The 13,261-nt window shown below is 65.7% G+C and carries 11 protein-coding genes; 7 read left to right on the plus strand and 4 right to left on the minus strand.

Annotated features, from left to right (window positions below; translation table 11 throughout):
• Positions 1–51: 51 nt before the first annotated feature.
• Together ACQR0W_RS19195 and secG are read right to left on the minus strand one after the other, a co-directional pair.
• Entirely contained in the window at positions 52–1,683 is a 1,632-nt protein-coding gene (locus ACQR0W_RS19195) for a CTP synthase (protein ID WP_315711639.1), read from the minus strand.
• 167 nt (positions 1,684–1,850) lie between these two features.
• Positions 1,851–2,234, minus strand: a complete 384-nt coding sequence (gene secG, locus ACQR0W_RS19200; RefSeq protein WP_315711638.1) for a preprotein translocase subunit SecG — start codon at positions 2,232–2,234, stop codon at positions 1,851–1,853.
• Positions 2,235–2,444: 210 nt separating this feature from the next.
• Here secG and ACQR0W_RS19205 point away from each other — a divergent pair, with 210 nt between their 5' ends.
• Positions 2,445–3,011, plus strand: coding sequence for a helix-turn-helix domain-containing protein (locus tag ACQR0W_RS19205; RefSeq protein WP_315711636.1), 567 nt, complete (start codon positions 2,445–2,447; stop codon positions 3,009–3,011).
• A gap of 2 nt (positions 3,012–3,013) precedes the next feature.
• Complete coding sequence (locus ACQR0W_RS19210) at positions 3,014–3,541, plus strand: GNAT family N-acetyltransferase (RefSeq protein ID WP_315711635.1); 528 nt, start codon at positions 3,014–3,016, stop codon at positions 3,539–3,541.
• Between the two features lie 27 nt (positions 3,542–3,568).
• Here the strand turns inward: ACQR0W_RS19210 and tpiA are convergent, their stop codons facing one another.
• Entirely contained in the window at positions 3,569–4,324 is a 756-nt protein-coding gene (tpiA, locus tag ACQR0W_RS19215) for a triose-phosphate isomerase (RefSeq protein ID WP_315750930.1), read from the minus strand.
• A gap of 222 nt (positions 4,325–4,546) precedes the next feature.
• Between tpiA and ACQR0W_RS19220 the strand changes: the two genes are divergently transcribed.
• The 5 genes from ACQR0W_RS19220 (at position 4,547) to ACQR0W_RS19240 (ending at position 11,688) form a co-directional block, all read left to right on the plus strand.
• Positions 4,547–6,454 (plus strand): peptidylprolyl isomerase, encoded by a 1,908-nt coding sequence (locus tag ACQR0W_RS19220; protein ID WP_316170138.1) that lies wholly within the window; start codon positions 4,547–4,549, stop codon positions 6,452–6,454.
• A gap of 22 nt (positions 6,455–6,476) precedes the next feature.
• Positions 6,477–7,490 (plus strand): anthranilate phosphoribosyltransferase, encoded by a 1,014-nt coding sequence (gene trpD / locus ACQR0W_RS19225; protein WP_315711632.1) that lies wholly within the window; start codon positions 6,477–6,479, stop codon positions 7,488–7,490.
• A 16-nt stretch (positions 7,491–7,506) separates the two neighbouring features.
• A complete protein-coding gene (gene trpC / locus ACQR0W_RS19230) occupies positions 7,507–8,325 on the plus strand; it encodes an indole-3-glycerol phosphate synthase TrpC (RefSeq protein ID WP_315827486.1) in 819 nt (272 codons plus the stop codon).
• Between the two features lie 2 nt (positions 8,326–8,327).
• Positions 8,328–8,822 carry a cyclic pyranopterin monophosphate synthase MoaC gene (gene moaC / locus ACQR0W_RS19235; protein ID WP_316165272.1) on the plus strand — a complete coding sequence of 165 codons (495 nt, stop codon included), beginning with the start codon at positions 8,328–8,330 and terminating at the stop codon, positions 8,820–8,822.
• A gap of 151 nt (positions 8,823–8,973) precedes the next feature.
• Positions 8,974–11,688, plus strand: coding sequence for a bifunctional diguanylate cyclase/phosphodiesterase (locus ACQR0W_RS19240; protein WP_315750924.1), 2,715 nt, complete (start codon positions 8,974–8,976; stop codon positions 11,686–11,688).
• Positions 11,689–11,922: 234 nt separating this feature from the next.
• Here the strand turns inward: ACQR0W_RS19240 and ACQR0W_RS19245 are convergent, their stop codons facing one another.
• Positions 11,923–13,257 (minus strand): S41 family peptidase, encoded by a 1,335-nt coding sequence (locus tag ACQR0W_RS19245; RefSeq protein WP_315750922.1) that lies wholly within the window; start codon positions 13,255–13,257, stop codon positions 11,923–11,925.
• Positions 13,258–13,261: the final 4 nt, after the last annotated feature.

Here is a 13,261-nt window from a genome sequence, read left to right on the forward strand (position 1 = left end):
CTGGATTGCTTCGCTCCGCTCGCAATGACGGGACTTGGCACCACGAGCCCGTTACACCAGTCGCGACTGCACCACTGCGGCCTGAATGAACGACGCGAACAGCGGATGCGGCTCGAACGGGCGCGACTTCAGCTCGGGGTGGAACTGGACGCCGATGAACCACGGGTGGTCCTCGTACTCCACGATCTCCGGCAGCACGCCGTCGGGCGACAGGCCGGAGAACTTCAACCCGTGCTGCTCGAGCCGATCCTTGTAGGCGGTGTTGACCTCGTAGCGGTGGCGATGCCGCTCGGAGATCTCGGTGGCGCCGCCATACACCTCGGAGACGCGGCTGCCGCGCTTGAGCGCCGCAGGATAGGCGCCGAGCCGCATCGTGCCGCCGAGATCGCCGCTCTTGGAGCGCTTCTCCAGCTCATTGCCACGCAGCCATTCCGTCATCAGGCCGACCAGCGGCTCCGGCGTCGGACCGAACTCGGTCGAATTGGCCTCGGCGATCCCGACGAGATTGCGCGCCGCCTCGATGACCGCCATCTGCATGCCGAAGCAGATGCCGAAATACGGCACGTCGCGCTCCCGCGCGAATTGCGCCGCACGGATCTTGCCCTCGGCGCCGCGCTGGCCGAAGCCGCCGGGCACCAGGATGCCATTGACGTGCTCGAGGAATGGCGCGGGGTCTTCGTTCTCGAACACCTCGCTCTCGATCCAGTCGAGCTTGACGCGGACCTTGTTGGCGATGCCGCCATGCGACAGCGCCTCGATCAGCGACTTGTAGGCGTCCTTCATGCCGGTGTACTTGCCGACGATCGCGATCGTGACGTCGCCTTCCGGGTTGCGGACGCGCTCGTTGATCGTGTGCCAGCTCGAAAGCGCCGGCGGCACCCGCGGCTCGATGCCGAACGCGGCCAGCACCTCGTCGTCGAGGCCGGCGGCATGATAGGCCTCCGGCACGGCATAGATGTTGTCGACGTCACGCGCCTCGATGACGGCGCTTTCGCGCACGTTGCAGAACAGGCCGAGCTTGCGCCGTTCCTCCTTCGGGATCGGGCGGTCGGTGCGGCACAGCAGGATGTCAGGCTGGATGCCGATCGAGCGCAGCTCCTTGACCGAATGCTGCGTCGGCTTGGTCTTCAACTCGCCGGCGCTCGGGATGTAGGGCAGCAGCGTGAGGTGGATGTAGATCGCGTGATGGCGCGGCAGCTCATTGCCGAGCTGCCGGATCGCCTCGAAGAACGGCAGGCCCTCGATGTCGCCGACGGTGCCGCCGATCTCGACCAGCACGAAATCGTACTCGTCATTCCCGGACAGGACGAAATCCTTGATCGCGTTCGTCACGTGCGGGACGACCTGGATGGTCGCACCGAGATAGTCGCCGCGCCGCTCCTTGGTCAGGATGTCCTGGTAGATCCGGCCCGTGGTGATGTTGTCGGCCTTGGTCGCCGGTCGGCCGGTGAAGCGTTCGTAATGTCCGAGATCGAGATCGGTCTCGGCGCCATCATCGGTCACGAACACTTCGCCGTGCTGATACGGCGACATCGTGCCTGGATCGAGGTTGAGATAGGGGTCGAGCTTGCGAAGCCGGACCTTGTAGCCGCGGGCCTGCAGCAGCGCGCCTAACGCGGCTGAAGCCAGACCCTTTCCGAGCGAGGAAACCACGCCGCCGGTGATGAAGATGTACCGCGCCATGGGACCCTACCTTTAATGCCGCGCGCTCGATTCGCCAAAACGAATCGCTTGCAGCCCGCAACGCTGTCGCGGGCCTGTGGGTTACTTCAAAATCTGAATGGTCTCAGGTACTTGAGACCGCTTCATGACGCAGGACGCCAATTGCGTTCCTGCATGGCTTATCCGCGTTATTGCGATTGCGGTGCCTGCGGCGCAGCCGGAGCCGCGGGAGCCTGCTGCTCGTCGGCCTTCTTGAGCTGGTCGAGCACGCCGCCCCCGGTCGGCGCCACCGGGGTCGCACCGCCTGACTGGGTCTGCCCAGGCAAGGTGCCGAGAATCGAGGTCGGCTTGCGATCCAGACCCGCGAGCCAAGTCAGCGCCAGGCTGGTGAGGAAGAAGAGGAGTGCCAGGATCGCGGTCGTGCGCGTTAACAGGTTGGCCGTGCCGCGGCTCGACATGAAACCGGCGCCGCCGCCCATGCCAAGGCCACCGCCCTCGGATTTCTGCAACAGCACCGTACCGATCAGGACGGCGACAATCATGAGGTGGATGACGATCAAGACAGTCTGCATGGTGACCTTCCGTCACAAGCCCTCGCAGGCCCCGGCCGGAGGCCGGGATCGCGAGAGCTTCGCGGGCTATTCGGAAATTTGCGCGGTGTTACACGATCATGTCGGGCAACGCCACCCCGCAGATAATCGCAGCCGCGCTTCTCACAAGCGCTGCCGCGCCGCCCGTCGTCGAGGCTTGCCCGACCATCCATTTTCTACTATTAGAGACATATGGATCAAATAATAGACGACTTCAGCCAGCGGCTGGCGCGCCGCCTGCTGCTGGAACGGGACAGCCGCGGCTGGTCGCTGGCCGACCTTGCCGAGCGCTCGGGAGTGTCAAAGGCCACCATCAGTAAGATCGAGCGCGCCGAGGTCAGCCCGACGGCGGTCATCCTGGTCAAGCTGGCAAGCGCGTTCGATCTCACGCTGGCCGGCTTGATGCTCCGAGCCGAGGCCCAGTCGGAGCGCCTGTCCAAGGCGGCCGAGCAGCCGGTCTGGCGCGATCCGGACACGGGCTATGTCCGGCGCCAGGTCTTTCTCAGGCCGGATCATCCGATCGAGTTGGTGACCGTCGAGATGCCGGCGCACCGCAGCGTGACCTTGCCGGCCTCCTCCTACATCCACATCCGCCAGCTTCTCTGGGTGCAGAGCGGGCAATTGACCATCACGGAAGGCGCGGAACGCCACGTCCTCGGCCCCGGCGACTGCCTCGGCTTCGGCCCACCGATCGACACCACCTTTGCCAACGAGTCGGACGCACCCTGCGTCTATGTCGTGGCGCTTGCCCGGAGTTGAGAATGTCCGCGATTCGAATTGCATCCCTATCGGACACACCGGTCGTGCGAAGCGCGCTTCGCGCCATGCTGATCGAAACGGTCGCCGATGGTGGTTCGGTCAGTTTCATGCACCCGCTTCGCGAGGAGGATGCCGACGCCTTCTGGCGGGAATCGCTTTCGGCCGCGGCGCGCGGCGAACGAGCCGTTCTTGGCGCCTTCGACGGCGAGGATGTGATTGCGACCGTCACGTTGCAGCTGAAGCTGCCGCCGAACCAGCCGCACCGCGCCGAGATCGCAAAGATGATGACGCGCATCAGCCACCGCAAACGCGGAATCGCGACCGCGCTGCTGCGCGCGGCCGAAAACCTCGCCCGCGCGCACGGTCGGACGATGCTGGTCCTCGATACCGCCGAGGATGGGGGCGCCTCACGGCTTTATGAAAGCGTCGGCTTCCAGCTGAGCGGAACCATTCCGGACTATGCCTTGAAGCCGCATGGCGGCCTTACCGGCACGAAGATCTATTGGAAGCGAATCGAACAGGCGGACTGAGGCGTGCGCTTTCGCTCACGTTGCTTCTCAACAGCCCTTCGCAATGGCGAGAAAGTCTGAGGCTTTCAGGCTGGCGCCGCCGACCAACGCGCCGTTGACATTCGCGACCGCCATCAGCTCGGCCGCATTGGAGGGCTTCACCGAGCCGCCATAGAGGATGCGCGTCCGCGCTCCCTCCTGCTTGAAGCGATCGATCAGCAGCTCTCTGATAAAGGCATGAATCTGCTCGACATCCTTGGCAGTCGGGGTCAGGCCGGTGCCGATCGCCCAAACCGGCTCATAGGCCACGACCAGGTTGCCGGCCCGTGATTCCTGCGGCAGGCTGAGGTTGAGCTGGCCGCGCAGGATGTCGAGCGTCTGCCCTGCATCGCGCTGCTGCTGGGTTTCGCCGACGCAAACGATCGCGACCAGCCCGGCGCGCCACACCGCCTCGGTCTTCTGGTGCACCACAACATCGCTTTCGCCATGATCGGCACGCCGCTCGGAATGGCCGACGATGATGGCGGTGGCGCCAGCATCGGCCAGCATCTCCGCCGAAATGTCCCCGGTATGGGCTCCCGACGCCTTGGGGTGGCAATCCTGAGCGCCAACCGCGATCGCGTGGGAGCCGCGCGCCCTTTCGGCGAAGCCTGCCACCAGGGTGGCGGGAGGACAGACCAGCAGGTCGGCCTTTCCGGTGACCTCGGCGGCTCCGGCCAGCATGGCGTCGAACTCGGCGGTCGAGGCCTTCAGGCCGTTCATTTTCCAATTGCCGGCGATCAGCGGCCGGATGCGGTCGGTCATGGCGGGATTCCAGCAAATGTTGTGACGGACATCGGCTAGCAGAGCCCTTCGACGAGCACCAGAGCGGGAGCCGTCTTCCCACCGCTTCAATCGGCCTCAGGGCCGAGGTTGCGACCGGGCGGCCGCCTCTTTATAAGCCGTTTCAACTCGGTGACGGCCTTTTGCGGAATCTGCTTTAAGGCGCGGCCTCTTCATCCTTTTTCCTGCAGACAGACTGGACCCATGCTTCGAGGATTACGCAAGGCCTCATCAAACTGGCTCGGCAAGACCATCATGGCGGTGGTCATGGGCGTTTTGATCGTCAGTTTCGGCATCTGGGGCATCGCCGACATCTTCCGCGGCTTCGGGCAGTCGACGGCTGCAACCGTGGGACGCACGGAGATCTCGGTCAACGAGTTCCGGCAGATCTATACCGACCGGCTGCAGCAGATCGGCCGCCAGCTCGGTCGTCCGCTGACCACCGAGCAGGCCCGCATGTTCGGGCTCGACCGCTCCGTGCTGCAGCAGACGATTGCGGAAGCCGCCCTCGATGAGCAGGCTCGCCGTCTCGGTCTCGCCCAGTCCGATGCGGAGACCATGCGGGTGATCCTCAGCGATCCCAACTTCAAGGGCCCGAACGGGGCGTTCGACCCGCAGCGCTTCCAGGCCATCATCCGCAATTTCGGCTTCACCGAGCAGCGCTACCTGGCTGACCAGCGCCGACAGTCGCTGCGGCGGCAGATCACCGGCACGATCGCGGCCGGGCTGGAGCCGTCCAACACGATGCTCGAGGCGCTCGGCCGCTTCCAGAACGAGCAGCGCTCGATCGATTACATCAAGCTCGACGCGGCGCAGGCCGGCACCATCGATGCGCCCTCGCCCGAGGTTCTCGCGTCCTATTTCGAAGAGCACAAAGCCCAGTTCAAGGCGCCGGAATATCGCAAGATCTCCTTCGTCGTGGTGACGCCCGAAGAGATCGGCAAGTCGACCGACGTTTCTGACGAGGACGCCAGGAAGCTGTTCGACCAGCGCAAGGCGCTGATGGGCACGCCGGAGAAGCGCCAGGTCCAGCAGATGACCTTCCCCACCATGGAGGAGGCACAGGCGGCGCGCGCCCGGATCGCCGCGGGTGAAGTCACGTTCGACGAGCTCGCCAAGGAGCGCAACCTCAACCCGGCCGATCTCGATCTCGGTCTGGTGACGAAATCGGCGATTCTCGACCCTGTCGTTGCCGATACCGCCTTCTCGCTGCCGACCGGCGAGGTCAGCCAGCCGGTCAAGGGCGCATTCAACGTGGCGCTGGTCAAGGTCAGCGCGATTCAGCCGGGCCAGCAGCCCGAATATGAGAGCGTCGCTGCCGACATCAAGAAGGAGATCGCAGCCGACCGCGCCAAGTCGCAAGTCGCCAATCTTCGTGACAAGATGGAAGACGAGCGCGGCGGTGGCGCCAGCGTCGCCGAGGCAGCCAAGAAGCTCGGTCTCAATGCCATCACGCTCGAAGCCGTCGACAGGTCCGGCAAGCAACCCAACGGCCAGCCCGTTTCGAACATCCCGCTTGGCCTCGATGTCGTTGCGCAGGCCTTCACCAGCGATGTCGGTGTCGACAACGAGCCGATCTCGTTCCGCGGCGGTTATGTCTGGTTCGAGGTTCTCGGCATCACCCCGCCGCGCGATCGCCCCCTCGACGAGGTCAAGGATCAGGTCGCCGCGCGCTGGCGCGATGACGAGGTCGCCACCAAGCTGCGCGCAAAGGCCACCGAGCTGGTCAAGAAGCTCAGCGAGGGCGGCAAGCTCGCCGACGAGGCGGCATCGCTCGGCGTGAAGGTCGAGACGGCCAGTGCGTTCAAGCGCGACGCCTCGGTGCCCGGCGTCCCCACCGGCGCGATCACCGCCGCATTCCGCACGGCGAAGGACGGCGTCGGCCAAACCGAGGCTGATGGCGGCCGGCGGTGGATTGTGTTCCGTGTCACCGACATCATCGAGCCTAAGGTCGACCTCGCGTCCGAAGATACCAAGAAGCTGAAGGACCAGTTGCAGCGCGCGCTCGCCGACGAGCAAGGCACGGCCTATGTCATGAAGCTCGAGAAGGACATCGGGACGACGATCAACGAGGCTGCGGTGGCCCAGGTGGTCGGCGGCAACAATCAGTGACGGTTTGCTAGGGGCACGCGTGATGGACGATCTCAAGTCGATCATTGGCAAGGTGGCGACCGGCGCGCCGCTGTCCCGCGAGGAGGCGGCGTCCGCCTTCGACAGCATGATGTCGGGCGAGGCGACGCCGTCGCAGATGGGCGCGCTGCTGATGGCGCTGCGCGTGCGCGGCGAGACGGTCGAGGAGATCACCGGCGCCGTCAGCGTGATGCGGGCGAAGATGCTGCGCGTCGATGCGCCGGCGAGCGCGGTCGACATCGTCGGCACCGGCGGTGACGGCTCCGGCTCGGTCAACGTCTCGACCTGCGCCTCCTTCATCGTGGCCGGCGCCGGCGTGCCGGTCGCCAAACACGGCAACCGCGCACTGTCGTCCCGCTCCGGCGCCGCCGACGTGCTCGCCGCGCTCGGCGTCAAGATCGACCTGAAGCCGGACCAGGTCGGGCGCTGCGTGCGCGAGGCCGGCATCGGCTTCATGTTCGCGCCCGCGCATCATCCGGCGATGAAGAACGTCGGGCCGACCCGGGTCGAGCTCGCCACCCGCACGATCTTCAATCTGCTCGGTCCCCTGTCCAATCCGGCCGGCGTCAGGCGCCAGATGGTCGGCGTGTTCTCGCGGCAATGGGTCGAGCCGTTGGCCCACGTGTTGAAGAATCTCGGCTCGGAGGCCGCCTGGGTCGTGCACGGCTCCGACGGGCTCGACGAGATCACCTTGACCGGCCCGACCTTTGTCGCCGCGCTGGAGAACGGTCATATCCGCACCTTCGAGGTCACGCCCGAAGAGGCCGGGCTTGGCCTGTGCGGCAGCGACGGTCTGAAGGGCGGCGACGCCGAAGCCAACGCGGTGGCCCTGCAGAGCGTGCTGGACGGCCTGCCGAGCCCCTATCGCGACGTGGCGCTGCTGAACGCCGCGGCGGCGCTGGTCGTTTCCGGACGCGCCAAGACGCTGAAGGAAGGCGTCGCAATCGGCCGGGATTCGCTCGACAGCGGCGCCGCGGCGGCGCGGCTGAAGCAGCTGATCGAGGTCTCCAACAGCTGATCCACCGGAGCGTGCCATGTCGGACATCCTGACCAAGATCGAAGCGTATAAGCGCGAGGAGATCGCGGCCGCCAAGCGGGCATGCCCGTTGCCGGAGCTCGAGGCCCGCGCGCGTGACGCTTCGCCGCCGCGCGGCTTCGTTGCCTCGATCCGAGCCAAGCATGCGAACGGCGACTACGCGCTGATCGCCGAGGTGAAGAAGGCCTCGCCGTCCAAGGGACTGATCCGCGCCGATTTCGATCCGCCGGTGCTTGCCAAGGCCTACGAGGCCGGCGGCGCGGCCTGCCTGTCGGTGCTGACAGATACGCCGTCGTTCCAGGGCCATCTCGACTTCATGGTCGCCGCGCGGGCCGCGACCGCCCTGCCCGTGCTGCGCAAGGACTTCATGTTCGACACCTACCAGGTGATCGAGGCGCGTGCTCACGGCGCCGACTGCATCCTCATCATCATGGCCGCGCTGGACGATGCCGCCGCTGCGGACATCGAGGCTGCCGCGCTCGCCCACGGCATGGATGTGCTGATCGAAATCCATGATCGCGCCGAGCTCGATCGCGCGCTGAAGCTGCGCTCGCCGATGATCGGCATCAACAACCGCAACCTGCGAACCTTCGAGACCACGCTGGCGACCTCCGAAGCGCTGGCGCCGCTGGTCCCGGTCGAGCGTCTTCTGGTCGGCGAAAGCGGCATCTTCACGTCGGCCGATCTCGCGCGCCTGGCGCGCGTCGGCATCCAGACCTTCCTGGTCGGCGAGAGCCTGATGCGGCAGGCGGACGTCACGGCGGCGACGCGCGCGCTGCTTGCGCGCAATGCCGCCTCCGCCAGCGCGGCTGAGTGACCATGGCCGACAAGTCGCCCGACGCTCCCGCCCTGACCCACATCGACGCCCGCGGTGAAGCCCGCATGGTCGACGTGTCGGACAAGGCCGCGACCGAGCGAACCGCGACCGCCGAGGGCCGCGTCGTCATGAGCCCGGCGACGCTCGAGCTCATCCTGTCCGGCAACGCCAAAAAAGGTGACGTGCTCGGAACTGCCCGCATCGCAGGCATCATGGCCGCCAAGCGGACCTCCGAGCTGATTCCTCTGTGCCACCCGCTGGCGCTGTCCAAAGTCACCGTCGACATCACGCCCGATGCCGCACTACCCGGCTGCCTCGTCAGCGCCACCGTCAAGGTGACCGGGCCGACCGGCGTGGAGATGGAAGCCCTGACGGCCGTGTCCGTCGCCTGCCTGACCATTTACGACATGATCAAGGCGGCCGAGCGCGGCGTACGCATCGAAGGTATCCGCTTGACCGAAAAGATCGGCGGCAAGTCCGGGCACTATCGCGCCTGAAGAGATTACCAAGCCAAATACAACTTCGAATTAATTGTTCGCTAACTCAACTTCCTAACCTCACTTCCATTGCGGACCGATAGCAATGGTTGTGGGAGGGACATCGTAGCGGTCCATCCCGAAGCGCCGATCGCAAGCGTATTCAGGACCGATGACGACCGATACCACCAGTCCAGGGAATGCCCTCAGAGCTTCGACCGACCGCGGTGGACCGATCCGCTGGCTGGTCGGCGGAGGCCTCGTGCTGATTGCAGCCATCGCGATCGGTACGACCATCATGGCCGACAGTTTCCGGGAACGCGCGCTGAACAGCGCGACGCGTGAGCTGGAGAACACCGTCCTCCTGCTGGCGCGCCATTTCGATCAGCAGATGGAGGATCTCGGCGCGATCCAGCGCGATCTCGCCAACTACGTCCGACAGAACCACATCGACAGCGGCGCCCGCTTCAAGGAGCAGATGGGAAGCGCCGCCGTCAATGCCATGCTGAAGGACAAGCTGAGCGCGGTGACCTATGTCGGCGGTTTGAACATCTTCGACTCCGACGGCAACCTGATCAACTCCGGAGCGGCCTGGCCGGTGCCGCCCGTCAACATTGCCGATCGCACCTTCTTCAAGCGGCTGAAATCCGATCCGACCGCGCCGCAACTGCTGATCGAACCGGTGGTGGGCCGGATCACCGGCACATATGTCGCAGTCATTGCCCTGAAACTGACCAGTCCCAACGGCGAGTTCCTGGGCATCATCAGCCGCAGTCTCGAACCCATCAATGTCGAGCGGTTCTTCGCCTCGGTCGCGCTCGGTCCCGACGCGGCGATCTCGATGATGCATCGCGACGGAACCCTTCTGGCCCGCCATCCACGCCATGAGGGCATGCAGAACCAGAACTACAAGAACGCGCCGATCTTCCGCCAGATCCTGGCCGGCGATGGCAACACCACGGGCATTTTCAGCAGCCCCGTCGACGGCGAGCACCGCATCGGCGCATCGCACCGGCTGACGAGCTATCCCTTGATCGTGACTGCGACGACGACGGTCTCGGCGGCGCTCGCCGACTGGCGCGAGCAGATGCGCTTCCTGATCGCCGTCGGCGTGACGTCGGTGCTGCTGATCGCCGGCATGCTTTACGTCGTGGTGCGCCGGCTGATCAGCGACCACGACGCCTCCAGCCGCCGCTTGACGCTGGAGAAGGAACGGCTCGACAAGGCCGTCAACAACATGACCCAGGGCCTCTTGCTGTTCGATGCATCGGAGCGCCTGGTCATCAGCAACCAGCGCTACGTCGACATGTACGGCCTGTCTGCTGACGTCGTGAAACCAGGCTGCACGTTTCGCGCGCTGATCGCGCACCGCAAGGCCACCGGCTCGCTGGCGGGCGACGACGTCGAATATGCCGATGCGGTGCTGCGCGACATCGGCCGCAAGACCTCGCAGATCATCGAGACCACGGACGGTCGCTGGATCCAGATCGTCAACGAGCCGATCGCGGGCGGCGGCTGGCTCGCCACCCACGAGGACATTACCGAGCGCAAACGGTCCGAGGAGCAGATCACGCATCTGGCGCACTACGACGCCCTGACGGATCTGCCGAACCGCACCCTGTTTCACGAGCGCCTCAAGGAGGAGCTGACCGGCGTCCCCCACGGCCGGCGCCTCGCGCTGCACTACATCGACATCGACGAGTTCAAGGGCGTCAACGATTCGCTCGGCCACCTCATCGGCGACGAGCTGTTGAAATCCGTCGCGGCGAGCCTGAGCGCCTGTGTCGGCACCGCGGGGTTCGTCGCCCGCCTTGGTGGCGACGAGTTCGCCGTGGTTCAGACGGCGATCCGCAACCGGGAGGATGTCGAACAGCTGATCGAGGATATTCTCGGCGCGATCCGCGCTCCGCGTGACTGCCTCGGCCATCAGCTCACCGCCGACGCCTCGATCGGCGTGGCGTTGATCCCCGAGCACGGCACCGATCTCGACCAGATCATGAAGAACGCCGATCTGGCGATGTACGCCGCCAAGGCCGCGGGACGCCGCACCTGGCGCTTCTTCGAGCCCGAGATGGACGCCCAGATCAAGGCGCGCCACCAGCTCGAGGTCGACCTGCGCCAGGCCATGGCCGACGATCGACTCGAGGTCTACTACCAGCCTTGTCTGAGCCTGCAGGACGACCGCATCGTCGGTTGCGAGGCGCTGGTGCGCTGGAGGCATCCGACCCGCGGCGCCGTCTCGCCGGCCGAGTTCATTCCGATCGCCGAGGACACCGGCCTCATCAACCTGCTCGGCGAACGCGTCCTCCAGGTCGCCTGCACCGAGGCGGTGAGCTGGCCGGACGACATCCGGCTCGCCGTCAACGTCTCGCCGGTGCAGTTCAAGAGCGGCACCCTGGCGCTCAAGGTCGCCAATGCACTTGCGACCTCCGGCCTGCCGCCGCATCGGCTGGAACTCGAGATCACCGAAGCGGTGCTGATCCGCGACGACGACGCGCTCGACACCCTGCACCAGTTGCGCGCGCTCGGCGTCCGCATCGCGCTCGACGATTTCGGCACCGGCTATTCGAGCCTCAGCTATCTCCAGCGCATTCCGTTCGACAAGATCAAGATCGACCGCTGTTTCGTCAAGGACATCACCGATAGCGAGGGTTCCGCGGCGATCGTCCAGGCCGTGGTCAACATCGCCGCCATCCGCAAGATGTCGACGACCGCCGAGGGCGTCGAGACCGAGGCGCAGCGGCAGGTGCTGAAGCGGCTCGGCTGCTCGGAGATGCAGGGCTATCTGTTCAGCCCTCCGAAGCCCGCAGCCGACGTGCGGCAATTGTTCGCTGCGCAGCGCGCCAATCCCTCATCCGGCCGCCGTTCGCGCTCGGACGCCGCCTGAGCCGGTTCCGAACCGATAAATACCGTTGCAATTTGAGGCTTTTCCGCAAGCCAGATTCAAACCCTGCCGACCGGTCGTGCCTTGAAGTCCACGGCTCCGCCATGATCTACGGGACACAGACGGACATACTCCGTGTTCGCCTGTACACACTGGTCGAAAACCACGGCGGGACGGCCTCAGGGCCGCCCCGTCGGGTGTGAGCATCGCAAGCCGCGCACCCGCCCGCTTCGCAGATCAGTTCGGCACCGCCGCCTTGGCGCGGACGTCAGCGTTCACCGTGACGCCCCGCAGCACGTTGAATGCGGCGTGCAGCGCCTTGTCGTCCTTCTCGTCCGGCGGAACGTAGGACTGCGAGCCGGTCTGCTCGGTGCCGTCGGGCGCCGAGAGATGGCCGCGCATGCCGGCCTCACCCTTGAGATCGCCGCGATCCTTCAGCTCGTCCGGCACGTCCTGCTTGACCTCGATGTCCGGCGCGATGCCCTGCGCCTGGATCGAGCGTCCCGACGGCGTGTAGTAGCGCGCCGTGGTCAGCGCCAGCGCGCCGTTGCCGGCGCCGAGCGGAATGATGGTCTGCACCGAGCCCTTGCCGAACGAGCGCGTGCCGACCAGGGTCGCACGCTTGTGATCGTGCAGCGCGCCGGCCACGATCTCCGACGCCGAGGCCGAGCCGCCATTGATCAGCACCACCAGCGGCTTGCCCTTGGTGAGGTCGCCGCCGCGCGCGGTGAAGCGCTGCGTCTCCTCCGGATTGCGGCCGCGGGTGGAGACCACCTCGCCCCGCGGCAGGAATGTGCTGGAGACCGACACGGCCTGATCGAGCAGCCCGCCCGGATTGTTGCGCAGGTCGACCACGTAGCCGGCGAGCTTCTCCTGCGGGATCTCCTTGGAGATGCTGGCGACCGCCTTGCGCAGACTCTCGGTGGTCTGCTCGTTGAAGGATGTGATGCGGATATAACCGATGTCGCCGCCTTCGGTGTGATAGCGCACCGGGCGCACCTTGATGATCTCGCGCGTCAGCGTAACGTCGAGCGGTGCGTCCTTGCCCTTGCGCATGATGGTGAGCTTGGTCTTGGTGTTGACGCCGCCCTTCATCTTGGCGACGGCCTGCTCGAGCGTCAGTCCCTGCACCGCCTCGCCGTCGATCTTGGCAATGAGATCGCCCGAGAGAACGCCGGCCTTGGACGCGGGCGTGTCATCGATCGGCGCGACGACCTTGACCAAGCCCTCCTCCATGGTGACCTCGAGACCGAGTCCGCCGAACTCGCCGGACGTGGTCTCCTGCATGTCGCGCCAGGACTTGTCGTTCATGTAGCGCGAATGCGGATCGAGCGACGACACCATGCCGTTGATGGCGCCTTCGATCAGCGCGGGATCGCTCGGCTTCTCGACATAGTCGGCGCGAACACGCTCGAACACCGCGCCGAACAGATTGAGCTGCGAATAGGTGTCGGCCATGCCGGCCGCGGCCTTGGCCTTCGCAACGAGTTGCGCGCCGTCGGGACCCGTCACCATCAGGGTCAGACCGACGCCGGTCATCGTGCCCGCCAAGAACAGCCAGTTTTTTCGCATTGTT

The sequence above is a fragment of the Bradyrhizobium sp. HKCCYLRH1034 genome (genome assembly GCF_051168375.1).
GTDB lineage: Bacteria > Pseudomonadota > Alphaproteobacteria > Rhizobiales > Xanthobacteraceae > Bradyrhizobium.

Bases quoted from the DNA above. Each gene is read 5' to 3' on its own strand.
- ACQR0W_RS19195 (WP_315711639.1), bottom strand. From the start codon at position 1,683: ATGGCGCGGTACATCTTCATCACCGGCGGCGTGGTTTCCTCGCTCGGA.
- secG (WP_315711638.1), bottom strand. From the start codon at position 2,234: ATGCAGACTGTCTTGATCGTCATCCACCTCATGATTGTCGCCGTCCTG.
- ACQR0W_RS19205 (WP_315711636.1), top strand. From the start codon at position 2,445: ATGGATCAAATAATAGACGACTTCAGCCAGCGGCTGGCGCGCCGCCTG.
- ACQR0W_RS19210 (WP_315711635.1), top strand. From the start codon at position 3,014: ATGTCCGCGATTCGAATTGCATCCCTATCGGACACACCGGTCGTGCGA.
- tpiA (WP_315750930.1), bottom strand. From the start codon at position 4,324: ATGACCGACCGCATCCGGCCGCTGATCGCCGGCAATTGGAAAATGAAC.
- ACQR0W_RS19220 (WP_316170138.1), top strand. From the start codon at position 4,547: ATGCTTCGAGGATTACGCAAGGCCTCATCAAACTGGCTCGGCAAGACC.
- trpD (WP_315711632.1), top strand. From the start codon at position 6,477: ATGGACGATCTCAAGTCGATCATTGGCAAGGTGGCGACCGGCGCGCCG.
- trpC (WP_315827486.1), top strand. From the start codon at position 7,507: ATGTCGGACATCCTGACCAAGATCGAAGCGTATAAGCGCGAGGAGATC.
- moaC (WP_316165272.1), top strand. From the start codon at position 8,328: ATGGCCGACAAGTCGCCCGACGCTCCCGCCCTGACCCACATCGACGCC.
- ACQR0W_RS19240 (WP_315750924.1), top strand. From the start codon at position 8,974: ATGACGACCGATACCACCAGTCCAGGGAATGCCCTCAGAGCTTCGACC.
- ACQR0W_RS19245 (WP_315750922.1), bottom strand. From the start codon at position 13,257: ATGCGAAAAAACTGGCTGTTCTTGGCGGGCACGATGACCGGCGTCGGT.